A 22,237-nucleotide genomic window follows, 5' to 3' on the forward strand; every position below is an offset into this window, starting at 1 on the left:
AGACGGGCCTTTTTTTCACTTTACCCTTTTTTCGAGTGAATTATGCACAACACCAACGTTTCATTCCCGCTGCGTAAAACGCTGCTGGCGCTGGCCATCGGCGCGGCAAGCCATTCCGTCTGGGCCGCTCCTGCGGACGACAGCAAAACCAAAGAAGATACCATTGTGGTCCAGGCGACGCCGGAGGCGGATTTCACGCCGGGCGGCAACGATCTGGTTCCGGCCTATCTGGACGGGCAGATTGCCCACGGCGGGCGCATGGGGATGCTCGGCGAGCAAAAGGCGATGGATGTGCCGTTTAACGTCATCGGCTACACCTCGAAGCTGGTTCAGGATCAGCAGGCGAAAACCATTGCCGATGTCGTCAGCAATGATGCAGGCGTGCAGGCCGTACAGGGTTACGGGAACTATGCCGAAACCTACCGTATTCGCGGCTTTAAGCTGGACGGCGACGACATGACTTTCGGCGGTCTGCCGGGCGTGGTGCCGCGTCAGGTGATGGACACGCAGATGCTGGAGCGCATCGAGATCTTTAAAGGCGCGAATGCGCTGGTCAACGGCGCGGCAAGCAGCGGCGTTGGCGGGATGATCAACCTTGAGCCGAAGCGCGCGCAGGATACGCCAAACGCCACGGTTGGCGTGGACTACACCTCTGACTCTCAGGTCGGTGGTACGGTAGACGCCGGACGCCGCTTTGGTGATAACAACCAGTTTGGCGCGCGCGTAAACCTGGTGCATCGCGAAGGCGAGACGGCGGTAGAAGACGATAAACACCGCACTACGCTGGCCGCCATTGGCCTTGATTACCGTGGTGACCGCCTGCGCTCCTCGCTGGACTTCGGCTACCAGAAAAAAACCTTCCACGGCGGTGAGACCGGCCTGAACATCAGCGGCGTTGATTTTATCCCCCGCGTGCCGGATCCGACCAAAAACTACAGTCAGAAATGGGCCTTCAGCGATATCGAAAACGAATTCGGGATGGCAAAAAGCGAATACGATCTGACCGACAACTGGACCGCCTATGCCGCGCTCGGCATGCAGCACGCGCATGAAACCGGCGTTTACAGCGGGCCAAAACTGCTTAACGCTAATGGTGATGCGACCGCCGGACGTCTGGATACTAACCGTATTACCGACGCATACAGCGGAATGGGCGGCCTGCGCGGTGATTTCGATACCGGTTTTGTTTCCCACAAAGTGAACGTCGGGTACTCGGCGCAAATCGAAAAAGATAAAACCGCATGGACGATGTCGTCCGTTAATCCGACCACCAATATCTATGATAATCATGCGGTGCCGATCCCGGACAACACGCTGTTCGGCGGCAACTACTCCGATCCGTTGACCACCACTCGTAACCGCACCCAGGGCTGGCTGTTAAGCGATACCCTCGGCGTACTGGACGATCAACTGCTGTTCACCGTCGGCGCACGTCATCAGAAAGTGGTGGTGCGTAACTACAGTAACGCCACCGGCGCGGAAGATACCACCAGCCGCTACACCGAAAGCCGCTGGATGCCGACCTATGGCGTGGTGTACAAGCCGTGGGAAGAACTCTCCCTGTATGCCAACCATACCGAAGCGTTGCAGCCTGGCAGCGTGGCACCGAAAACGGCCACCAACTACGGTAAGAGCACCGGTATTGCGCACTCCAAACAAAACGAAGTGGGCGTGAAAGTCGACTTCGAGCGCGTCGGCGGTTCACTGTCGCTGTTTGAAATCAAAAAACCGTCTGCGCTTCAGGACAGCGTGACCGGCGTCTACGCGCTGGATGGCGAGCAGCGTAACCGTGGCGTTGAGCTGAACGTGTTTGGCGAGCCAACGCTGGGGCTGCGTCTGAACGGCAGCACCGTCTGGCTGGATCCGGAAATGACCAAAACCAAAGGCGGCGTGAATAACGGTAAAGATGCGATTGGCGTACCGCGCTTCTATATGGTGCTCGGGGCGGAATATGACATCAAACCGGTGGATGGTCTGACGGCGACCGCGCGAGTGAACCACTCCGGTTCGCAGTATGCCAATGCCGCGAATACTAAAAAGCTGGATGATTACACCACGCTGGATCTGGGCGTGCGTTATCGTATGCACCTGAATCAGGAGAAGAACGACATGGTAGTACGTGTCGGCGTGGATAACGTTACCAACGAGAAATACTGGTCGGGCGTTGAAGATAACGGCACCTACATCTTTGAAGGTGAACCGCGCACGGTCAAAGTCTCCATGAGCTACGACTTCTGATTATAAGAGCACCTCGTAAGGCGGGCAGGGAAGCCCGTTCTCGCCGCGTAACTTGAAGTGTGACATCTATAAGTGTTAAAAGGTGCCCCTTAATATAAATAGCACAGGGGTAGGGCGTGAAAAACGCGTCACTGACATCCGGACACTCTGCGGATGCGTCTTCAGAAAATAATCCAGCATTACACCGCGGTTTACAAAACCGACATATTCAATTGATCGCGCTGGGCGGCGCTATCGGTACCGGGTTGTTCCTCGGCATTGGCCCGGCCATTCAGATGGCAGGCCCGGCAGTGGTGCTGGGATATGCTATCGCCGGGATCATCGCTTTTCTCATTATGCGCCAGCTTGGCGAGATGGTGGTGGAAGAACCGGTCTCCGGCTCCTTCGCTCATTTTGCTTACAAATACTGGGGACCGTTCGCGGGCTTCCTCTCCGGCTGGAACTACTGGGTGATGTTCGTGCTGGTCGGCATGGCGGAACTGACGGCGGCCGGCATCTACATGCAGTACTGGCTCCCGGATGTCCCGACCTGGATTTGGGCGGCAGCGTTCTTCATTGTGATCAATGCGATTAACCTGGTTAACGTGCGTCTTTATGGCGAAACCGAGTTCTGGTTTGCGCTGATCAAAGTGCTCGCCATTATTGGCATGATTGGTTTCGGCATCTGGATGCTGGTCTCCGGCCATGGCGGCGAGCGTGCGACGCTGAGCAACCTGTGGGTCCACGGCGGCTTTCTGGCGACCGGCTGGCACGGTCTGATCCTGTCGCTGGCGGTGATCATGTTCTCCTTCGGCGGCCTTGAACTGATCGGCATTACGGCTGCGGAAGCGCGCGATCCAGAGAAATCGATTCCCAAAGCGGTCAATCAGGTGGTTTATCGCATTCTGCTTTTCTATATCGGTTCGCTGGTGGTCCTGCTGGCGCTCTATCCGTGGATGGATATCAAATCCAGCAGCAGCCCGTTTGTGATGATTTTTCACGATCTCGACAGTAACCTGGTGGCCTCTGCACTGAACATGGTGATTCTGGTCGCGTCGCTGTCGGTCTATAACAGCGGGGTGTATTCCAACAGCCGGATGCTGTTTGGCTTGTCGGTTCAGGGCAACGCGCCGAAATTCCTCACCCGCGTCAGCCGTCGCGGCGTGCCGGTCAATTCGCTGCTGCTCTCCGCGGTGATTACCTCGCTGGTGGTGCTGATCAACTACCTGCTGCCAAAACAAGCCTTCGGCCTGCTGATGGCGCTGGTGGTGGCGACGCTGCTGCTGAACTGGATCATGATTTGCCTGGCACATCTTAAATTCCGCGCAGCGATGCGTCGCAAAGGACGCCTGCCGAAATTTAAAGCGCTGCTTTCCCCGGCCAGTAACTATATCTGCATTGCCTTTCTGCTGATGATCCTGGGGCTGATGTGCACCATGGAGGAGATGCGTCTGTCGGCGATTTTGCTGCCGATGTGGGTCCTGTTCCTGTTTATTGCCTTCAAATGTCTGCGTCGTAAAGCATAACCTTTCAATGCAACGGGCCTGCCGGATAGCGCAGGCCCTGTTCGTAACGATCTGCTTGAACCCTGAATTACGCACCTGAAGTGGCGGTGGATCGCTGCTGCTTTTTTGTTCGTGATCGCTCTCGCACTTTCATTACAAGACGCTCGATCTTTTTTTGTAATCGATTACTTTCAGATTAAACGTGCTTTGTAATCGATTACTTTTAAGGGTGGAGCGAAAAATGGTATCTACAACTGAAACCACGGGCAGAGGAGGCGTTCAGTACCGCCTGCTGGTGCCGCGTCTGTCGTTAATGATGTTTTTACAGTTTTTTATCTGGGGAAGCTGGTCGGTGACGCTCGGGCTGGTGATGACCCAGCACAACATGTCGCTGCTGATTGGCGATGCGTTCTCCGCCGGGCCGATCGCCTCCATTCTCTCGCCGTTCGTGCTGGGGATGCTGGTGGATCGCTTCTTCGCCTCGCAAAAGGTGATGGCAGTCATGCACCTGCTTGGGGCGATCATCCTGTGGTTTGTGCCGCAGGCGCTGGTGTCGCAGAACGGCGCACTGCTGATCGGCCTGCTGTTTGGCTATACGCTGTGCTATATGCCGACGCTGGCGCTGACCAATAACATTGCCTTTCACAGCCTGGCGAACATCGATAAAACCTTCCCGGTGGTGCGCGTTTTCGGCACTATCGGCTGGATTGTGGCGGGGATTTTTATTGGCGTGACCGGGATTTCCGACACTACCGGTATCTTTACTCTCGCCGCGATCTGCTCGGTGGCGCTGGCGCTCTATAGCCTGACGCTGCCACACACGCCTGCGCCCGCGAAAGGGCTGCCGATCCAGGTGCGCGATCTGTTCTGCGCCGACGCCTTCGCGCTGTTGAAAACGCGCCACTTCTTTATCTTCTCGCTGTGCGCCACGCTGATTTCGGTGCCGCTGGGTACCTACTACGCGTACACCGCGTCGTACCTTTCTGACGCGGGCGTCGGCGACGTCAGCACCGCCATGTCCTTCGGCCAGATGTCGGAAATCGTCTTTATGCTGGTCATCCCGCTGCTGTTCCGTCGCCTTGGCGTCAAATATATGCTGCTGATCGGCATGCTCGCCTGGTTTGTGCGTTACGCGCTGTTTGCGCTCGGGGTGAATGAAGAAGCGCGGGCGCTGCTGTATCTCGGCATCCTGCTGCACGGCGTTTGCTACGATTTCTTCTTTGTCGTCGGCTTTATCTATACCGACCGTGTGGCCGGCGAAAAGGTCAAAGGCCAGGCGCAAAGCATGATCGTCATGTTCACTTACGGTATCGGAATGCTGCTTGGATCGCAGATCTCCGGCGCGCTGTATAACCGCCTGGTGGCCGGACAAACCGTGCCGCAGGCGTGGGTGACCTTCTGGTGGATCCCGGCCATTGCTGCCGCCGTTATCGCACTGATTTTTCTTTTCTCTTTCCACTATAACGAGAAAGAGCCTGAGTAATTCTGGAGGTGTTTATGAGAACCATTAAGGGACCGGGGCTTTTTTTATCGCAGTTTCTCGGTGACCAGCCGCCGTTTAACAGCCTGGAGGGGCTGGCCGAATGGGCGGCGGGGCTGGGCTATAAGGCGTTGCAGATCCCCTGTCATAACAAAGCGATTTTCGACCTGCAACGGGCGGCGGAGAGCCAGACTTACTGCGATGAGGTTAGCGGCAAGCTGGCCGCTCACGGGCTGGTTATCAGCGAGCTATCCACTCATCTGGAAGGGCAACTGGTGGCGGTGCATCCGGCCTATGATGCGGCGTTTGATGGCTTCGCGCCGCCGGAGGTGCGCGGCAATGCCCAGGCGCGTCAGGCCTGGGCAACAGATATTCTCAAACAGGCAGCGGCGGCATCCGCACGTCTCGGCCTGACCGCCCACGCAACGTTTTCCGGTGCGCTGGCGTGGCCGTACTTTTACCCGTGGCCGCCACACAACGCCGCGCTGCTGGAAGAGGCTTTTGACGCGCTGGCGCAGCGCTGGCGGCCGATCCTCGACTGTTTTGATGAGCACGGCGTAGACGTATGCTACGAAATCCATCCGGGTGAAGACCTGCACGATGGCGTTACCTTTGAGCGCTTCCTGCAGAAGGTCGATAACCATCCGCGCTGCAATATGCTCTACGATCCGAGCCACCTGCTGCTGCAACACATTGACTATCTGACGTGGATCGATATCTACCATTCGCGGATCAAAGCCTTTCACGTTAAGGATGCTGAATACCGCCAGAACGGGCGCAGCGGCGTTTACGGCGGTTATCAGCCGTGGCTTGAGCGGGCAGGGCGCTTCCGCTCGCTGGGCGACGGGCAGGTCGATTTCAAAACCATTTTTAGCAAGCTGACGCAGTATGACTATGCCGGCTGGGCGGTACTGGAGTGGGAGTGCTGTCTGAAAGACGGAGAAACGGGCGCGCGCGAAGGCAGCGAGTTTATCCGTCGCCACATCATTCCGGTTTCCGCACATGCTTTTGACGATTTTGCCGCCGGTAGTGGGGTGCGTAAATGATTCAGGTCGGCATTATTGGTAGCGGGTTTATCGGCCCGGCGCATCTGGAAGCGCTGCGTCGGCTGGGGGATGTCGAGGTGGTGGCGCTGTGCGACAGCACGCGTGAGGCCGCAGAAAGCAAAGCGCGGGCGCTCAATGTTCCCCATGCTTACGACAACGTGGACGCGCTGCTGGCGCATCCGGGGCTGGCGGTCGTGCATAACTGCACGCCTAACCACCTTCACGCGGCGATTAACCGGCAGATCCTGCGGGCGGGGAAACATGTTTTCTCCGAAAAGCCGCTATGTATGACGGGCGAAGAAGCGCACGAATTGGTGCAACTGGCCGAACAGGCGGGCGTGGTGCACGGCGTGAGTTTTGTTTATCGCCAGTTCGCGATGGTCCAGCAGGCGGCCAGTATGCGCCGGGCGGGGAGCGTCGGACGGCTTTTTTCCGCACACGGCACCTATTTGCAGGACTGGATGCTGCTGGAGACCGACTACAACTGGCGGGTGGATGCCGCGCAGGGCGGCGCATCGCGGGCAGTGGCGGATATCGGCTCGCACTGGTGCGATACGGTGCAGTTTGTCACTGGCAAGCGCATTGTCGAGGTGATGGCCGACCTGTCGATTGTCTGGCCGACGCGTAAAGCCAGCGCCTCCGGCGCGGCGACCTTCAGCCACGACGATGACGCTCGTTATGTCGATCGCCCGGTCTCCACCGAGGACATCGGCTCGGTCCTGTTCCGTTTTGAGGACGGCAGCAAAGGCTGCTTTCACGTTTCGCAGGTCAGCGCCGGACGGAAAAACCGCCTGAGTTTTGAAATCAACGGCAGCGCGTGCTCGCTGGCGTGGGATCAGGAAACGCCGCAGCGACTATGGATCGGCCAGCGTGCGCAGCCGAATCAGCTACTGAGCGACGATCCGGGCCTGATGAATGCCGACGTGGCCGCCAGCGCTCATTTCCCCGGCGGTCATATCGAAGGCTGGCCGGACGCCTTTAAAAACATGCTCGGTCAGTTTTATCAGGCGGTGCGGGAAGGGCGAAAACCGTCACGTTCTGAGTCCTTCGCCTCTTTTTATGACGGTGCAAACGTGATGTATCTCATTGAGGCGATTGTAAAAAGCCATCAGGAGCAGCGCTGGGTACGCGTCGGGCAGTAAATAATTGCCCGGTTCGCCGGGCAATGGTTTTATGATAGCCTGCAATTCTGAACGCTAACCGCAGGATTTGCCGTCACTATGTCCATTCAAAAAATTGCCCGTCTCGCCGGTGTCTCGGTGGCGACGGTATCGCGCGTGCTTAATAACAGCGATACCGTCAAAGCGAAAAACCGCGAACGTGTGCTGGCGGCCATTGCGGAAAGTAACTATCAGCCCAACCTGCTGGCCCGGCAATTGCGGACCGCGCGCAGTTATATGATCCTGGTGATGGTCTCCAATATCGCCAACCCGTTTTGCGCGGCGGTGGTGAAAGGTATCGAAGAAGAGGCAGAGAAAAACGGCTACCGCATTCTGCTTTGTAACTCCGGTTCGGACATCGAACGCTCACGTTCCGGCCTGAAGCTGCTGTCAGGCAAAATCGTTGACGGCATTATCACGATGGATGCTTTTTCTAAGCTGCCAGAACTGTCTACGATGATTGGCGATGCGCCGTGGGTGCAGTGCGCCGAATACGCCGACAGCGGCGCGGTTTCCTGCGTGGGCATTAATGATGTCGATGCCGCTCAGCATGTCGTTTCCTGGCTGGCGGATAAAGGCCGGCAGCGCATTGCGCTGATTAATCACGATCTCAGCTATAAATATGCTCGCCTGCGCGAGCGCGGTTATAAAAGCGTGATCCATACCCGCAGTCTGGCGTTTCAGTCCGTCGAATATGCCAGTGAGCTGAGCGTGGCAGCCGGAAAAGCCGCTGCTGAAAAACTGCTGGCGGCAGAGCGTCGGCCCGACGCTATTTTCGCGGTTTCCGATACCCTGGCCGCCGGGGCGATCCGTGCCATTGAACAGGCCGGGCTGAACGTGCCGGATGATATTGCGGTGGTTGGTTTCGACGGCACCGAACTGGCGGAAATGATCTCTCCCCAGCTCACCACCGTTGAACAGCCGTCGCATGAAATGGGCCGTAAGGCCGTCGGGCTGCTGCTCAATAAAATCGACAATCCTGACGCCAGAGCCGAACGGGTGATGATGGCGTGGCATCTGACTACCCGCGCCAGCGCCTAAAAGCGTTTATCCAGCGTCAGGTAGACATTGCGCTGGGTATAATCGTAGAAATCAATATTACTGTTAACCTTTTTGTAGACGAAATTCAGCTTTGGCATCACCGACATAAAATGCAGATCGCGATGCCAGAGTGACACCATCGCAATCTGCTCATCATCCTGACGGCGAACGCCAAAAATATCGTTGTCATCGTCATAATGACGTTTAGCGAGCGCCCCCATCAGGCCAGCCGACACGCCCCACGGCAGATCTGTTTCCAGCCCGCTGCGCAGGCTATAGCGCTGGTTCGTTTCGCTGGCGGTGGTGGTGTTCTGCCACGCCACATCGCCGCCGACAAACACCGACAGCCGCGCGTTAATCACATGCGACAGGGTAGTTGAAACGTAGCGGTTATCCCCGGCTAAAAAATCATACTGCGCATTGTCGTAATGCAGCTTTTGATATTCCAGCACCTGACTGACTTGCCACGCCGGAGAGAGTAAATAGCTGTACTCCATGCGCATACCCGGCCCGGAAGAATAAGCTTCGGTGCCGTACCAGCGTTTCTCATAAAAGGGCAGCAGCGAGATTTGCTGACGAAAATCCTGCCAGCGATATCCGGCGTACAGGCGGCTGGTAATATCGTCGAAGCGATGATTGTTCCAGTAGCTTTTGCCCGTTACCGTGCCGAGAAAACGAAGGGAATGGCGATCATAAAGGTGCACATCTTTTTGTAGCGCGCCGTTAAACCAGAAGCCTTCGCCACGCTGCGGATAAGCCTCTTTATTACGGATAAACAGCTTATCGCCAATACGAATATATTTATTGGTCGAGGCGTTATTCACGTTACTGTCGTTAAGATAGCTGAGGCTGAGATTTCCCGTCAGGCGATCCTGTGACTGGATGCGCTGAAGGTAGGCGTCAATGCGCTGCGCCACCTCAGGCGGCAGACTGGCGGCTCTCACCCGTTCAAAATGATATTCTGCGGCATCAAACTGCCGGTCTTCGTACAGCGCACGGGCGAGGTCGAGACGCACGGCGGCGAAATCAGGATGCTCACTGAGGATCGCCCGATAGTTTTTAATCGCCTCGCCATAGTGACCTTCACTGCGCGCTACGCCCGCTTTCGCATAGTGAATGAGTACCCTGTCCGGGGCGGGTGAGCGTTCGTAAAGGGGCAGAACGCTTTTCACCACCGGCCAGGCTTCATCGCGCACCGCCTGATCCAGTAGCGCTTTCGCCAGTTCCGGCTGCGCCGCAAGCTGCTGATCTGAGACGTGCAGCGTATCGCCGGAAACCGTTTCACCCGTCGTTTTTGGCGTTAAGCGTTCGAAATGGGGGGCCGCCGGGATCAGGGTATTGTCCGTGGGAGCCGCCGTGGCGACAGCGGGTAAAAAACAGGTTAATAACAGGGAGCGCAGGCGCAGGGAGGACATACCGCAGATTACCATCATCAGGAAAACCGGCCAGCGATGCTGGCCGGTAAAATATTATTGTTTTGTTGCGCCAAACGACGCGCTTTTGCTGGTATCGGCAAATTCCGCGATACCGCCCAGTTCTTCCGCCGCAGGACCGTTGAAGTGGCCGACAAAGGTGCCGTTATCGCCGCCGGACTGCGCGTCACCCCTGAAGCCGCCGTCAACAATAGTGCCCTGCATCGCCACCGCTGAACCAAAATCGTCGTTGCCCGTGATGTTACCGTTGATGGTTTTCGCGGCGAAATCGACGTTAAAGCTGGCGTCGGTACGCACGCCGTCACGCATACCGGAACCGACATAGGTCGCGGTGCCCTGCGTCGGCACATTGGCCGCTGCGGTGCCTTCTCCACTGTAGAACACGCCGTGCTCGCCTTTTTCCTGCGACGTCCAGCTACCGAACAGGGTGTAGCTCATCGGGCCACAACACCAGCTGGTGCTGGAAACCCGGGTGCCGTCAGCTTTGACCAGCCCTTCCGTCCAGGTACCGCCAAACGTAATGCCATCACGACGCATCTGATATTCAATGCCATCCGGCGTGGTATAGGTGACGCCGGAAACGCTGCCCAGCGTGGCCTTACTTTCCGGCGGCGACTGGGGCTGCTCTGGTGCTGGTGTGGTGCCGGTATCCGGCTGAGACGGTGTACTGGTCTCTGGTGCTGAACCACTATCATGATGACCGCCGCCACCACCGCCGCCACAGGCAGTAAGCGCAAGCAGGGAAAGCAAAATTGCAGGTTTAATGTAAGCCATAGTAAACGTCCTGTTTCAGAGGAAATATGCCAACGAGGAAAATAAGATTTTGGACATATTAAGACATATTTTTTTACATGGATTATAAGAATAGTCCTGGTTGGGAAGGCGAGCGGCTAATGACTTAACGGAAATTGAAATTAGTGGAATTGTAACAAGCTGAATTTTATACCTTTTTATTAAGGTGTTTTTTAATTCGTTATCCCTGCACCCTAATTATTAGTAGGGATGAAATATCCCCGGCGGGCATTATTTTTAACCCGCCGGCGAGGTATTTTATCCTTTTACGGACACACAGCGATTATCGACTGCGATAAAAAGACGCTGGCGATAGGCCACGGCGACGACACCTAATAACACCATCATCACCGTTTCCACGCCGAGAAAACCGACCATCGCCCGCGGGTAATTGCCATGGCCGTGGTGCGCCAGCGCCAGAAATAACGATCCCAGCACCGCAGGCCCTAATCCCAGCGTCGCCTGTTGCAGGGTGCTGAGGATCGCACTGCCCGCACCGGCATCGCAGGCGCTGATATCTTTCATCCCCACCCGATAAAAGCTGTTGACGATCAACGCCTGCCCGTAGCCAATGAGTATGGTCGAGGGCACCAGCGCCAGCGCGGTAGTCGCGCTGTCAAAACGCCAGAACGTGTACATCAGCGCCAGCAGTCCCACCATCTGCACCGCCAGACCGGTCATCAGGATGCGCCCGGTGCTGTAACGGGCGATCAGCCGCGGGGCGTACAGTGCGGAGGCAAAATAGGCGATGCCGAGCGCAATAAAGCTGTTGCCGGACTGCCAGGGAGCCATCCCCAGACCTTTTTGCATCGTCAGCGCCATGCAGAACATAAAGCCAGACCAGGCGCTGAAGAACAGCAGGGCGATAATCATGCCAAAGCGGATGCTGGCGAGCTGCAGCAGGCGCGGCGGCAGAAGAGGTTGTCCGCCCCGGGCTTGTTGACGCTGTGCACTGGCACGCATCCACAGTCCCAGCGGCACAATGGCCAGCAGCGCCGCCTGCGTCGGCCACGGCCAGTGCAGTTCCGGACCCAGCGCCAGCGGGAAGAGCAGACAGCAGAGGATTGCCGCCAGCAAAAAAGTACCCTGCCAGTCAATACGGGAAGGCATTTCGCGACGCGTTTCCGGCACGTAGCGTCGACTCAGCGCCAGTACCAGCATGCAAATGGGCACATTGATAAAAAAGGCGTTGCGCCAGCCCAGCCCGACAATATCGGCGGAGACCAGCCAGCCGCCGCCCATCTGCCCGACGATAAAAGCAATACCGCCAATGCCGCCATACAGGCTTATCGCCCGCGCGTGCGCCCTGCCTTTTAACGTGACGTGTAGCGTCGCCAGAATTTGCGGCACGATCAACGCCGCGCCTGCGCCCTGTAAAATGCGCGCCGCCAGCAGTTCCGTTATGGTGGTCGCCATTCCGCACAGCAGCGAGGCGACGCCGAAGGCCGCCACGCCCCACATAAACAGGCGGCGGCGACCGTAGTTGTCGCCAAGCTTGCTGCCCATCGCCAGACACACCGCGAAGGCTACGCCATACAGCGCGACGATAAGCTCAAGCTGGGTGGCGCTGGCGTGCAGCGATTGGGTGATTGATTCCAGCGCCACATTGGTAATTGAGGTATCAATCAGCGGCAGCATCTGGCCGGTTAACAATAAAATCAGGGCCGCACGGCCGGGTGAAACAGCGGACGTTTTCATGGTCACTCCATTGCGTCATTCAGCGAATGGACGTAGCATCGCTGAATCGAAAAACCGGTACCAGTTCCTGCTTATACTGGTACTGGCACTACCCGGCTGGAGAGACTATGAGCCTGATAAGCGAACGTGAAGCGCCGATCCTGCCGCAGGACGACACGCGCAAACAGCTTGGCGCGTTTTTGCGTGCGCGGCGTGAAAGCCTCGATCCGCAGCGCCTTGGCCTGCCGCGCAGCGGGAGACGTCGCACACCGGGATTGCGGCGCGAAGAGGTGGCGATGCTGGCGGATGTCGGTGTCACCTGGTATACCTGGCTGGAGCAGGGGCGGGACGTTAACCCATCCCCCGTCGTAATGACCGCGGTTGCCGCGGCGCTGCAATGTTCGCCGCTGGAGACGCGTCACATTTTCGTGCTGGCCGGATTAACGCCGCCGGAAAGCCCGCAACTGGCGCAGTGTGAAGGCATCAGTGCGGGCACCCGGCGGCTGCTTGACAGCCTGATGCCGCAACCCGCCAGCATTCAGAAACCCAATTTTGACATCGTCGCCTGGAATGACAGCTTTTGCCGCCTGATGGGCGTCGACTTCAGTACGTTGCCAGAAGCCGATCGCAACTGCATCTATCTCTATTTAACCCATCCTGGCTGGCGTAGCCGCCTGGGCAACCCGGATGTCTTACCGACCTTCGTTTCGTATTTTCGCGCCGCCATGGCGGAGCATCGCGGCGAGGCGGCATGGGAAGATAAGCTGGCGCGTTTTTTTGCTGTCTCAACGGAGTTTGAGGCGCTGTGGCACCAGCGCTATGACGTCCGCGGCGTGGAAAACCAGCTCAAGAGCTTTAATCACCCGCTGGTAGGCTGCTTCAGTCTTCAGCAGATGTACTGGTACTCCGCGCCGCGTAACGGTTCGCGACTGCTGGTGTATTTGCCGGTAGATGAGGCCGGGGAGAAGGCGCTGGCGCGGCTGGATGCCGGGGCGTAATAGTCAATGACGTTTGTTGATGAGATATACGTGCCGGGTGGCGCTTCGCTTACCCAGCCTACAATTTTTCGGCATCACGCCGCCTGAATGAATTAACGCTCACTATCTGTAGGCTGGATAAGGCGCAGCCGCCATCCGGCATGACGCTTTGTCAGCAACCGGGCATCCGGTAAGCGAGGGCACAGCATAAAAGGCGCGCGACCCCTCGCGCGCCAGAAGATTAGCACTCGGTCAGCGTGGTGCTGAACGGCAGGCGGGATTTCGGCAGGGCAGCGTTGAAATCTTCCACGCTATGCTGGCCGACCGGCACCACGACCAGGCTGGTGTAGCCTTGTTCGCGCAGGCCGAACTCCTCATCAAGAATAGCGGCGTCAAAGCCTTCAATCGGCACGGCGTCCAGACCCATCGCCGCCACGCCCAGCAGGAAGTTACCGACGTTCAGGTAAACCTGTTTTGCCATCCAGTGATGATCGTCTTGCAGATCTTTACGGTGCATATCGGCGAAGAATGTACGGCCTTTGTGGTTGGCGGCTTTCGCTTCGGGAGTGGCGAAGCGGCCATCGGCCTCTTCCTGATTAACCACGCGTTCCAGCCAGGCGTCATCCATTGCGGTTTTGGCGCAGAACACCACCACGTGTGAGGCATCACGCATTTTACGCTCGTTAAACACGTAGGTACCGGCAGCGGATTTTGCCACGCGCGCTTTACCTTCTTCCGTGCTGGCGACGATAAAGTGCCACGGCTGCGAGTTGGTGCTGGAGGGGCTATAGCGCAGCAGCGTTTTCAGATGTTCAGCCTGCTCAGCGGTCAGTTTTTTACTCGGATCGAATGCCTTGGTGGAATAACGCGCTAAGGCAACGGAAACAATATCCATAACAACTCCTGGTGATGTTGAATGCGCACCGCGCGGGTGCGCCCGACGGACAGCAGAGTAGCGCTGCCGGACGGAAAAAATAAAGCGGCTTACGTCGATAACTATTATCGTTTTGTGCGACAAATCTCAAAGGGCGGAGGCGGGAATATTCAACGCCTCACCGACATCAGGCTTTCTCGGTGGAAAGCGCACGCCACATGGTTTCAAAACCAATGGCTTTAAATTCGCTGGCGCGGGCAGGTTCGCGCGTCGCAAACTCCATGGTGGTTTCGGCCAGTGCGAGGAAGCAGGCATCGCCGAAGGCATTGAATTCTTCTGATTTAAATACCGGCAGGATAGACTGGCGACACAGCGTTTTCATCTCCGGGAACATATCTTCCACCTGCTGTTTTGTTTCTTTGGTGATCTTCTCGCTCACTGCCAGCTGGCGCACGGTACGGTTGCCGAGTGGGTTCTGCATGCCCCAGTCGATGTAGTTATTCCAGATATAGCGGGTGTTTTCCACCGGATCGACAACCGCAGGATCGCGATTGGCCAGCATTGCCCGACAGAGCTGCTGTTTAAGATGGAGATAAAGCGCGTTAAGGAGATCGTCCTTGGTGGCGAAATAGCGGAACAGCGTTCCCTCTGCAACCCCCGCGCTGCGGGCGATGGTAGCGGTTGATGCGGTGATCCCGGATTGCGCAAAAGCGATGGTCGCCGCTTCCAGTAACGCCTGTTTTTTATCTTCACTCTTCGGACGAGCCACTACGCTTTACCTTTCTGTCTGTAAAAACCACGATTGAAACATGCCCTTAGCGGCACTTCAACGGCGAATGTCAAAAAATGAAAAACGTCTTGACGACATTCGGTCTCTTTCTATAATGAGTGCTTACTCACTCATAATCAAGTCACATTACACCGTCTTACGGAAAAGGCGTGTTCCAGGTCAGGATATGAAGCGTCTAATAATAAGTGTGGTTGCCGTAATGATGATCGCCTGCGCAGCAAGTTTACCGTTTGTATGCAACGCCGGATTCGGCCAGGCCCCGCAGGGGAACGGGCTGACGGAAGTCGAGAAATCGCCGCATTACCGCGACGGACAATTTCATAATCAGCTTCCCACGCCGGGGTTTACCGGCAAGAAAAACATGCTGGCCGCGTGGTGGGAGTTTCTGACCACCCGGCGGGAAAATTCACGACCCGCGCAGCCGCTGCCGCTGGTGAAAACCGATCTGGCAAGCCTTCCGCCAGAACAGGAGGTCGCCGTCTGGTTAGGCCACTCCTCATGGTATTTGCAACTGGGCGGCAAACGTATCCTGATTGACCCGGTCTTCAGCGCCTACGCCGCGCCGTTTTCGTTTTTGAATAAAGCGTTTGACGGCGACTATCCGTGGACCGCGCAGGGAATGCCGGAGATCGACCTGCTGATCATTTCGCACGATCACTACGATCATCTCGATTACGCCACCATTCGCGCGCTCATGCCGAAAATCCACCGGGTCATTACACCGCTGGGCGTAGGTTCCCATCTGCGTTATTGGGGTATGAATCCGGACATTATTACCGAAGCCGACTGGAATCGGGCGATTATTGTGGATGACCAGTTAACGGTACACGTTCTGCCTGCCCGCCATTTCTCCGGGCGCGGACTGAAACGCAACCAGACGCTATGGGCCAGCTTTATGTTCGTCACGCCGGAAGAGAAGCTTTATTACAGCGGCGACTCGGGCTACGGACCGCATTTTAAAGCCATTGGCGAGCAGTTTGGCGCGGTGGATCTGGCGATTATGGAAAATGGTCAGTACGACGAAGACTGGAAATACATTCACATGATGCCGGAGCAGACGGCACAGGCGGCGGTCGATCTTAACGCCAGCGCGATTTTACCCGGTCATTCTGGGCGTTTTGTGCTGGCAAAACATACCTGGGACGATCCCTATAAAAGGCTGGCGCAGGCCAGTCTGAATAAACCGTACCGCCTGTTAACGCCGCAGTTAGGCGAACCGGTAAACATTTCAGATCGTATGCATCAATTTAGTGCCTGGTGGGAATAAACCACCATTACAGGAGAGAGGGGGAGCCATATGACCATTTCCGCTCAGGTTATCGACACCATCGTCGAGTGGATAGATGACAATCTGCATCAGCCGCTGCGCATTGAAGAAATCGCCCGCCATTCCGGGTATTCAAAATGGCATTTGCAGCGTCTTTTTCTGCAGTACAAAGGGGAAAGTCTGGGGCGCTATATTCGCGAGCGTAAACTGCTGCTGGCGGCGCGCGATCTGCGTGATACCGATCAGCGCGTCTACGATATCTGCCTGAAGTATGGCTACGAATCGCAGCAAACCTTTACCCGTGTCTTTACCCGCACCTTTAATCAGCCGCCAGGGGCCTATCGTAAAGAGAATCACAGCCGCGCGCACTGAGGTGCGCTCAAATATTCAGCCAGGGCGTGGGCGTAATGCCGGGCGGCGCTTCGCTTGCCCGGCCTACAAAAACTGGCGCTATCAACGGACTGGCCCGCACTGTAGGCCCGTGCAAGCGAAGCGCCGCCGGGCATCACCGGCGGGGCGCTGCGCTTTTCTTACCAGGAATAACCCAGCGTTGCGGTCATCGTGCGGCCAATACCGTAGAAGCAGGCGGTATCGCTGGCACATGACGCTACGTATTTGGTGTCCGCCACGTTATTGACGTTAAACTTGACGGTTGCACCCTTCAGGTTGCTGTTCAGCTCGCCCAGTTCGTAGCTCACCATCGCATCGTACAGATCCACCGACGGCACTTTGAAGGTGTTCTTTGCATCGCCATAGCTGGTGCCGAGGTAGCGCATACCAACGCCGGCAGTCAGACTTTTCAGCGGGCCACCGGGGAAGGTATAACTGGCAAACGCGGAAGCCATATGCGTTGGAATACGCGCCGGCGTTTTACCTTCGGTTCCGGCGACCGTAGTGCTGGCGACCTCAGCATCGGTATACGTATAAGAGCCGATCAGGTTGACCGTCTCATTCCACAGCGCGGAATGGATCTCGGTCTCAACGCCTTTCGAGCGCACTTCACCGGCATTTTCAAACCAGCCTTCGGTGCTGTTATAGGTCGGCACATTGTTCTGGCGCAGATCGTAGAGCGCCACGCTCATCAGCGTATTGTCTGCGGGCTGATACTTCAGTCCTACTTCCGCCTGTTTACCGGTGGTTGGCGCGAATGGTGCGGTGCCAGGCGCGCGGTTGGTTTGCAGATTAGGCTCAAACGAGGTGCTGTAGCTTACATAAGGCGACAGACCAAAATCGAAAGCGTAAAGCAGGCCGGTACGCCAGGTAAACTTATCATCGTTTTGCTGCGTTTTGTCAGAGGCGGTTAAATCAGTCGTACGCACTTCCGACCAGTCATAGCGCCCGGAAAGCAGCAGTTCCCAGTTATTCCAGCTCATCTGATCCTGAAGATAAACTCCCATCTGATCGAGGTTTTGCTGCTCGTTGGTCATGGTAGCGAAAGTGCTTTCATCGACGTTGACGCCATACACTGGCTGCGTCCAGTCCATGTCGTACTGGCTACCGGCACCGCGCCCCAGATACTGCTTATCATGGCTGGATTTATAATCAACTCCGCCAAGCACGGTGTGATCGAGCGCGCCGGTTGCCAGGCGCGCCTCAAGCTGGTTATCGAGGCCGAATTCAGTGGTTTCGCGCTCCTCATGCTGCGCGCGACGGGTTAGCAGTGTGCTGTTGGCCGCGCTGTTGGCATACACCAGGTAGCGATACTTTTGTTTGATAGTGGCGTAACGGGCGTTCTGACGGAAGGTGAAAACATCGTTGAACTGATGCTCAAACTCATATCCCACCATTGTCTGCTCGCGCCAGGACTGGTCGTAGTTCGGATCGCTGACGTTAAAATCCCACGGAATATACTGGCCGTTGGCACTGACCACCGTGCCGTAGTACGGCAGGAAGTTACGATAACCGGCATCGGGATCTTTCTGGTAGCTGGTCAGAAGGGTAAAGCGGGTCTGATCGTTGGGAAACCAGGTGATCGCCGGGGCAATCGCCATCCGCGTTTCTTTATAGTCTTCCACCTGATTATGCTGCGTGCGGGCGATACCGTTCAGGCGGTACAGCACCCGTCCGTCGTCGCTTAGCGGGCCACCGAAATCAAACGCACCTTCCGCCAGATCGTGATTACCGGTGCGGAACTGCACTTCATGAACAGGTTCGCTGGTGGGACGTTTACTGGTCATGCTAATCAGGCCGCCAGGGTTAACCTGACCGAACAGGACGGAGGCCGGGCCGCGCACCAGTTCCACCCGCTCCAGCAGCCACGGATCGACGGTGCCGGTTTGCGATGAGGCGGTGGCCCCGAAGCTCAGGCCGTCGAGAAATTTCGGCACGTAGCTAAAACCGCGCACGAACACTTCATCATTACGGTTAGATGAGCCGCGATACTCGGTAAACACACCCGGCGTGTAGCGCAGCGCTTGCGACACGGAGGTCACATCCAGCGCGTCCATCTGATCGCGTGTGACAACGGAGACCGACTGCGGCGTTTTGACCAGATCCGCCGAGGTTTTCGTCGCCGACAGCGTTTTAGTCGCCACCATCCCTTTCAGCGGCGCGGTGGGATCTTCACTGTTTCCCTGCGTGACGACCATGGTTTCCTCGGCAGCCAGCGCCTGATGGCTGATTGCTGCGGTGGCTATACTCATTAACCAGAGATGCATTATCTTATTATTTTTAAACATGTTTTAAATAAAACCCCGTGAACGATGCCATAGAAAATCCCGTATTGATGACCTCAATAGCGGGAGATGAAAACGTAAACGGCGCTAATGATATTGCAAATTGTTATCATTTGCATTAGCGTTGTTACAAATTTCATCGGGAACCGTGCTGTAATGAAAATGGCGTGGAGTGGTTTATTAATTGGGCTGAGCGCGACGCCTGCGCTTGCCGCGAATTGTGATTCCATGTCGGTGCAGGGAGAACAGCAGGGCAAGTTTGACGCCAGCGGCGAAATTTGTTTTGTGCTCCCGGCGCTGGGGGAAAATTATGTTTCCGCGACGTTGAGCGGCGTTACCGATGCGCGTCTTCTTGATCGGAATAACCGCCGTTTGCGCACGCTGCTGGAAGGGGAGCCGGGCGACGGTGAACAAACGCTCTTATTTTCTCTCCCGCTGAATCAGCCTTCCTCACTGATGTTACATGGCGAAGAGGGTACACGCTGGCGCTTTAGCTGGCGGATCAAAGAAACCGCTTCCCTTGCCAGAACGCAGGTGCTCGATCCGGTTAGTCCACTGTTGCAGCAATTAGCTCGCGAACTTCAGGCGGGCGGATCTACCGAGGCATTCTGGCAGGCCCGTCGCCAGCAGGGGACGCCGCTGGTCGAGCCTGTCGATGCGACCCATAAGCGGGTGACTTTCCTGTGGCGCGGCGCGCGGAATAACGTGTTTATTCTCGGCTCGCCTGCGGGCGATCACGATCCGCTTTTTCGCCTTGGTGACTCCGATGTCTGGTTCCGCAGCTATGTTGTGCCTGCCGATACGCTGATGCAGTACAAGCTGGCCCCGGACGTGCCGGTGGTGCAGGGAACGGCACGCGATCAGCGCCGGGCGATCCTGGTCAGCGCTCAGGCCGATCCACTGAATCCGTCCACGTTAACCACCGATCGCGCCGATCGCTGGAATCGTTATTCATTGCTGGCGCTGACGCCCGCCCGCTACTGTACGCCGCAGCGGATGATGCAGCCGGTTAAGCATGGCACGCTGACGCGGCAATCCTTTTACAGCCCAACCCTCAACAATCAGCGCGATATCATTATCTACCGCCCGCGCGTGGCGCAGCCGGCACGCTGGACGCTGATGTTGTTTGATGGTCAGGTGTATCAGGATGATTATCGTTTCGCCAGCGTGATGGACGACCTTATCGCCCGCCACGTGGTGCCGCCGGTGAATATTGTGTTTATCGACAGTCTGGATCACCTCCGTCGTGGAAAAGAACTGCCGCCGAATCCGGCATTTGCCGATTTTATGGCGCATGAACTGGTGCCGTGGCTGCGGCAGAAGGGCATCCCGGTACAGCGGCAAAAAACGGTGCTGGCAGGATCCAGTTATGGTGGACTCGCATCCTCCTGGGTGGCATTACGCTATCCACGCGTCTTCGGCAATGTGCTGAGTTTGTCTGGCTCGTACTGGTGGTCGCCGAAAGGTGAAGCGCCGGGCTGGCTGACGCGACAGTATCAGCAGTCGCCGCGCTATCCGATTCGCTTCTGGTTGCAGGCCGGACGCTTTGAAAGCCAGGGGCCGGATGGCGGTATTTATCGTAATACCGAGGATTTTGCCCGGCTGCTGCGCGATAAAGGCTATCGCGCCAGCTTCCATCCGTGGTCCAGCGGTCATGACTATGCTGCCTGGTGTGAGGCGCTGGTGGCCGGAATGCGCGACTTTACCGGTTTAACCCGCCAGCGAAAACCAGCGACGCCAGATAAAACGGATAATCAGATACTCGATAATGCCGAGCATCAAAAACCACAGGCAGAACAGCAGGGTATATAGCTGGCCGAGATCCATCAGATGAAACACGGCGACCAGTTTCTGCGCCAGTACCAGTCCGAGCGACGGGGCTGGCAGCAGCAGGCAGGACAAGAATGCCAGCAGCAAAATGCCGCCAGCGATGGTCAGGGATTCAAGCGGATGTTTCATGTGCCGTTAATCTTCTGTTAAAAATCATCTGGCGCATTGTAAAGCCTGAGAAGAGGGGCGGCTAGCCTGCCGCCCAGATTTCAGCGTGCTTTTGCACCAGCCCGATGAGCGAGCCGCCATCGGCGATAAAATCACGCATATTCTGCGCCTCACTTTTACCCCCTTTAAGCATCACGCCGATATCGGCCAGCGCGCTGGCGGCACCCAGCTTGTCTGCGAAAGGCGTCAGCCGCTCAAGCAGTCGTGAAATATCGTCGGCGATAGTGCATTGTTCGCCAGTATGTACATCCGTCAGCACGCCTTCCAGTCCATAGCGACACGCCTGGAAGCGGTTAAATTTATACAGCAGGTAGTCCCGCTCCTGATGTTTGAAGGGGCGCTCCGTTAACAGCCAGCAGGCAATCGCCTGAATAAATCCGGCGGTATTTACCGCATGTGTTAACGTCAACGGCGTGTCCATCACCCGGACCTCTACCGTGCCGAAGCCAGGGCTGGGGCGAATATCCCAGTGCAAATCTTTAATACTGTCGATCATGCTGGTATAGCTCAGGCGGCGAAAAAGCCCTTCAAACTCCTGCCAGTTACTCACCCACGGCATCGGGCCGTTATCCGGGAAAGAAGAAAAAATATTCAGTCGCGAGGACGCAAATTTACTGTCGGACCCCTGAATATACGGCGAGGCGGCATTCAGGGCGATAAAATGCGGTACAAAACGCGACAGGCCATGCAGCAGGTAAATCGCGTCATCGCCACTCTGGCAGCCGACGTGTACATGTTGGCCGAACACCGTGGCCTGCTGAGTCAGATAGCCGTAATACTCCAGCGTTTGCTCATAGCGGGCGCTTTTACTTACCTCCTGCCGCTGCCATGTCTGAAACGGGTGCGTCCCGCCGCCGCAGATTTGCAGGTGATGCTTTTCAGCGGCGCGCAGAATGATGTGTTGCATTGCCGAAAACTCCGCCGCCACCTGATGAATATCCCGGCAAATCCCCGTCGCGATCTCCAGCATACTTTCTGTAATATCGTGTTTTACTTCGCCAGCGTTCACATCGACTTTCACTTCATCAATCAGCGTGGATGAATCCTGACTGAGATCGTAGCCCGGCGGGTTCACCACCTGTAACTCCAGCTCAACGCCAAGGGTGAAAGGGTCGGAGGTATGAAAATCGGGTAAGGGCATAATCACTCTCATATTTATAGATGTTTGTGTAAGTATAGAAGGAGGAAACGACGATGAAGCTACGCGGTGTGGCGTCCTGACATGTTGTAAAATTTTCCTTTCGGTGTCGCTCAATATTCAATACTCAGGGATAAGATGAAGTGTAATAATGGTACTAATTTATT

18 protein-coding genes are annotated in these 22,237 nt (G+C 56.5%); 10 read left to right on the forward strand and 8 right to left on the reverse strand.

What is annotated here, in order from left to right; translation table 11 throughout:
• Positions 1–42: 42 nt before the first annotated feature.
• From ACMGGS_RS13285 to ACMGGS_RS13310, 6 genes are all read left to right on the forward strand, one after another.
• Positions 43–2,238: a TonB-dependent receptor gene (locus ACMGGS_RS13285; protein ID WP_414163048.1), complete on the forward strand. Its 2,196-nt coding sequence runs from the start codon at positions 43–45 to the stop codon at positions 2,236–2,238.
• 116 nt (positions 2,239–2,354) lie between these two features.
• Positions 2,355–3,743 carry a phenylalanine transporter gene (gene pheP, locus ACMGGS_RS13290; RefSeq protein WP_414163049.1) on the forward strand — a complete coding sequence of 463 codons (1,389 nt, stop codon included), beginning with the start codon at positions 2,355–2,357 and terminating at the stop codon, positions 3,741–3,743.
• Between the two features lie 220 nt (positions 3,744–3,963).
• Positions 3,964–5,205: an MFS transporter gene (locus ACMGGS_RS13295; protein WP_414163050.1), complete on the forward strand. Its 1,242-nt coding sequence runs from the start codon at positions 3,964–3,966 to the stop codon at positions 5,203–5,205.
• A 14-nt stretch (positions 5,206–5,219) separates the two neighbouring features.
• Positions 5,220–6,248, forward strand: coding sequence for a sugar phosphate isomerase/epimerase family protein (locus tag ACMGGS_RS13300; protein ID WP_414163051.1), 1,029 nt, complete (start codon positions 5,220–5,222; stop codon positions 6,246–6,248).
• The gene (locus ACMGGS_RS13305) at positions 6,245–7,390 is read left to right on the forward strand and encodes a Gfo/Idh/MocA family protein (RefSeq protein ID WP_414163052.1); all 1,146 of its coding nucleotides are present in this window, start codon (positions 6,245–6,247) and stop codon (positions 7,388–7,390) included. The genes ACMGGS_RS13300 and ACMGGS_RS13305 overlap by 4 nt, the downstream gene beginning before the upstream one ends.
• Positions 7,391–7,468: 78 nt before the next feature.
• Positions 7,469–8,449 (forward strand): LacI family DNA-binding transcriptional regulator, encoded by a 981-nt coding sequence (locus ACMGGS_RS13310; RefSeq protein ID WP_414163053.1) that lies wholly within the window; start codon positions 7,469–7,471, stop codon positions 8,447–8,449.
• Here the strand turns inward: ACMGGS_RS13310 and ACMGGS_RS13315 are convergent.
• From ACMGGS_RS13315 to ACMGGS_RS13325, 3 genes are all read right to left on the reverse strand, one after another.
• Positions 8,446–9,882 (reverse strand): surface lipoprotein assembly modifier, encoded by a 1,437-nt coding sequence (locus ACMGGS_RS13315; RefSeq protein WP_414163054.1) that lies wholly within the window; start codon positions 9,880–9,882, stop codon positions 8,446–8,448. The genes ACMGGS_RS13310 and ACMGGS_RS13315 overlap by 4 nt on opposite strands.
• 36 nt (positions 9,883–9,918) lie before the next feature.
• Positions 9,919–10,656 (reverse strand): Slam-dependent surface lipoprotein, encoded by a 738-nt coding sequence (locus ACMGGS_RS13320; protein WP_414163055.1) that lies wholly within the window; start codon positions 10,654–10,656, stop codon positions 9,919–9,921.
• 276 nt (positions 10,657–10,932) lie between these two features.
• Positions 10,933–12,372: an MFS transporter gene (locus ACMGGS_RS13325; protein ID WP_414163056.1), complete on the reverse strand. Its 1,440-nt coding sequence runs from the start codon at positions 12,370–12,372 to the stop codon at positions 10,933–10,935.
• Between the two features lie 107 nt (positions 12,373–12,479).
• On the opposite strand from ACMGGS_RS13325, the gene ACMGGS_RS13330 reads away from it, so the two are divergent.
• Positions 12,480–13,349 (forward strand): helix-turn-helix transcriptional regulator, encoded by an 870-nt coding sequence (locus ACMGGS_RS13330; RefSeq protein ID WP_414163057.1) that lies wholly within the window; start codon positions 12,480–12,482, stop codon positions 13,347–13,349.
• A gap of 220 nt (positions 13,350–13,569) precedes the next feature.
• Here the strand turns inward: ACMGGS_RS13330 and nfsB are convergent, their stop codons facing one another.
• Both nfsB and ACMGGS_RS13340 read right to left on the reverse strand, forming a co-directional pair.
• Positions 13,570–14,223 (reverse strand): oxygen-insensitive NAD(P)H nitroreductase, encoded by a 654-nt coding sequence (gene nfsB, locus ACMGGS_RS13335; RefSeq protein ID WP_414163058.1) that lies wholly within the window; start codon positions 14,221–14,223, stop codon positions 13,570–13,572.
• A gap of 166 nt (positions 14,224–14,389) precedes the next feature.
• Complete coding sequence (locus ACMGGS_RS13340; RefSeq protein WP_194205365.1) at positions 14,390–14,971, reverse strand: TetR/AcrR family transcriptional regulator; 582 nt, start codon at positions 14,969–14,971, stop codon at positions 14,390–14,392.
• Positions 14,972–15,158: 187 nt separating this feature from the next.
• Here ACMGGS_RS13340 and ACMGGS_RS13345 point away from each other — a divergent pair, with 187 nt between their 5' ends.
• Together ACMGGS_RS13345 and ACMGGS_RS13350 are read left to right on the forward strand one after the other, a co-directional pair.
• Positions 15,159–16,259: an MBL fold metallo-hydrolase gene (locus ACMGGS_RS13345; protein ID WP_414163059.1), complete on the forward strand. Its 1,101-nt coding sequence runs from the start codon at positions 15,159–15,161 to the stop codon at positions 16,257–16,259.
• Positions 16,260–16,289: 30 nt separating this feature from the next.
• A complete protein-coding gene (locus tag ACMGGS_RS13350; protein ID WP_414163060.1) occupies positions 16,290–16,631 on the forward strand; it encodes a RamA family antibiotic efflux transcriptional regulator in 342 nt (113 codons plus the stop codon).
• A 158-nt stretch (positions 16,632–16,789) separates the two neighbouring features.
• Here ACMGGS_RS13350 and ACMGGS_RS13355 read toward each other — a convergent pair whose 3' ends face one another.
• Positions 16,790–18,937 carry a TonB-dependent siderophore receptor gene (locus tag ACMGGS_RS13355; RefSeq protein ID WP_414163061.1) on the reverse strand — a complete coding sequence of 716 codons (2,148 nt, stop codon included), beginning with the start codon at positions 18,935–18,937 and terminating at the stop codon, positions 16,790–16,792.
• A 153-nt stretch (positions 18,938–19,090) separates the two neighbouring features.
• On the opposite strand from ACMGGS_RS13355, the gene ACMGGS_RS13360 reads away from it, so the two are divergent.
• The gene (locus tag ACMGGS_RS13360; protein WP_414163062.1) at positions 19,091–20,746 is read left to right on the forward strand and encodes an alpha/beta hydrolase-fold protein; all 1,656 of its coding nucleotides are present in this window, start codon (positions 19,091–19,093) and stop codon (positions 20,744–20,746) included.
• Here ACMGGS_RS13360 and ACMGGS_RS13365 read toward each other — a convergent pair.
• Together ACMGGS_RS13365 and ACMGGS_RS13370 are read right to left on the reverse strand one after the other, a co-directional pair.
• Positions 20,645–20,893, reverse strand: coding sequence for a DUF1158 family protein (locus ACMGGS_RS13365; RefSeq protein WP_176917541.1), 249 nt, complete (start codon positions 20,891–20,893; stop codon positions 20,645–20,647). The two genes, ACMGGS_RS13360 and ACMGGS_RS13365, sit on opposite strands and share 102 nt — an antisense overlap.
• Positions 20,894–20,954: 61 nt before the next feature.
• Positions 20,955–22,073, reverse strand: a complete 1,119-nt coding sequence (locus tag ACMGGS_RS13370) for a YbdK family carboxylate-amine ligase (protein ID WP_414163063.1) — start codon at positions 22,071–22,073, stop codon at positions 20,955–20,957.
• Positions 22,074–22,237 lie beyond the last annotated feature (164 nt).

Source organism: Superficieibacter sp. BNK-5, assembly GCF_047456055.1.
In the GTDB taxonomy this organism is placed as follows: Bacteria; Pseudomonadota; Gammaproteobacteria; order Enterobacterales; family Enterobacteriaceae; genus Superficieibacter.

What these genes read in the sequence shown, in the direction of transcription:
- ACMGGS_RS13285 (WP_414163048.1), top strand. Translation starts at nt 43, where the DNA reads ATGCACAACACCAACGTTTCATTCCCGCTGCGTAAAACGCTGCTGGCG.
- ACMGGS_RS13295 (WP_414163050.1), top strand. Translation starts at nt 3,964, where the DNA reads ATGGTATCTACAACTGAAACCACGGGCAGAGGAGGCGTTCAGTACCGC.
- ACMGGS_RS13300 (WP_414163051.1), top strand. Translation starts at nt 5,220, where the DNA reads ATGAGAACCATTAAGGGACCGGGGCTTTTTTTATCGCAGTTTCTCGGT.
- ACMGGS_RS13305 (WP_414163052.1), top strand. Translation starts at nt 6,245, where the DNA reads ATGATTCAGGTCGGCATTATTGGTAGCGGGTTTATCGGCCCGGCGCAT.
- ACMGGS_RS13310 (WP_414163053.1), top strand. Translation starts at nt 7,469, where the DNA reads ATGTCCATTCAAAAAATTGCCCGTCTCGCCGGTGTCTCGGTGGCGACG.
- ACMGGS_RS13315 (WP_414163054.1), bottom strand. Translation starts at nt 9,882, where the DNA reads ATGATGGTAATCTGCGGTATGTCCTCCCTGCGCCTGCGCTCCCTGTTA.
- ACMGGS_RS13320 (WP_414163055.1), bottom strand. Translation starts at nt 10,656, where the DNA reads ATGGCTTACATTAAACCTGCAATTTTGCTTTCCCTGCTTGCGCTTACT.
- ACMGGS_RS13325 (WP_414163056.1), bottom strand. Translation starts at nt 12,372, where the DNA reads ATGAAAACGTCCGCTGTTTCACCCGGCCGTGCGGCCCTGATTTTATTG.
- ACMGGS_RS13330 (WP_414163057.1), top strand. Translation starts at nt 12,480, where the DNA reads ATGAGCCTGATAAGCGAACGTGAAGCGCCGATCCTGCCGCAGGACGAC.
- nfsB (WP_414163058.1), bottom strand. Translation starts at nt 14,223, where the DNA reads ATGGATATTGTTTCCGTTGCCTTAGCGCGTTATTCCACCAAGGCATTC.
- ACMGGS_RS13345 (WP_414163059.1), top strand. Translation starts at nt 15,159, where the DNA reads ATGAAGCGTCTAATAATAAGTGTGGTTGCCGTAATGATGATCGCCTGC.
- ACMGGS_RS13350 (WP_414163060.1), top strand. Translation starts at nt 16,290, where the DNA reads ATGACCATTTCCGCTCAGGTTATCGACACCATCGTCGAGTGGATAGAT.
- ACMGGS_RS13355 (WP_414163061.1), bottom strand. Translation starts at nt 18,937, where the DNA reads ATGTTTAAAAATAATAAGATAATGCATCTCTGGTTAATGAGTATAGCC.
- ACMGGS_RS13360 (WP_414163062.1), top strand. Translation starts at nt 19,091, where the DNA reads ATGAAAATGGCGTGGAGTGGTTTATTAATTGGGCTGAGCGCGACGCCT.
- ACMGGS_RS13365 (WP_176917541.1), bottom strand. Translation starts at nt 20,893, where the DNA reads ATGAAACATCCGCTTGAATCCCTGACCATCGCTGGCGGCATTTTGCTG.
- ACMGGS_RS13370 (WP_414163063.1), bottom strand. Translation starts at nt 22,073, where the DNA reads ATGCCCTTACCCGATTTTCATACCTCCGACCCTTTCACCCTTGGCGTT.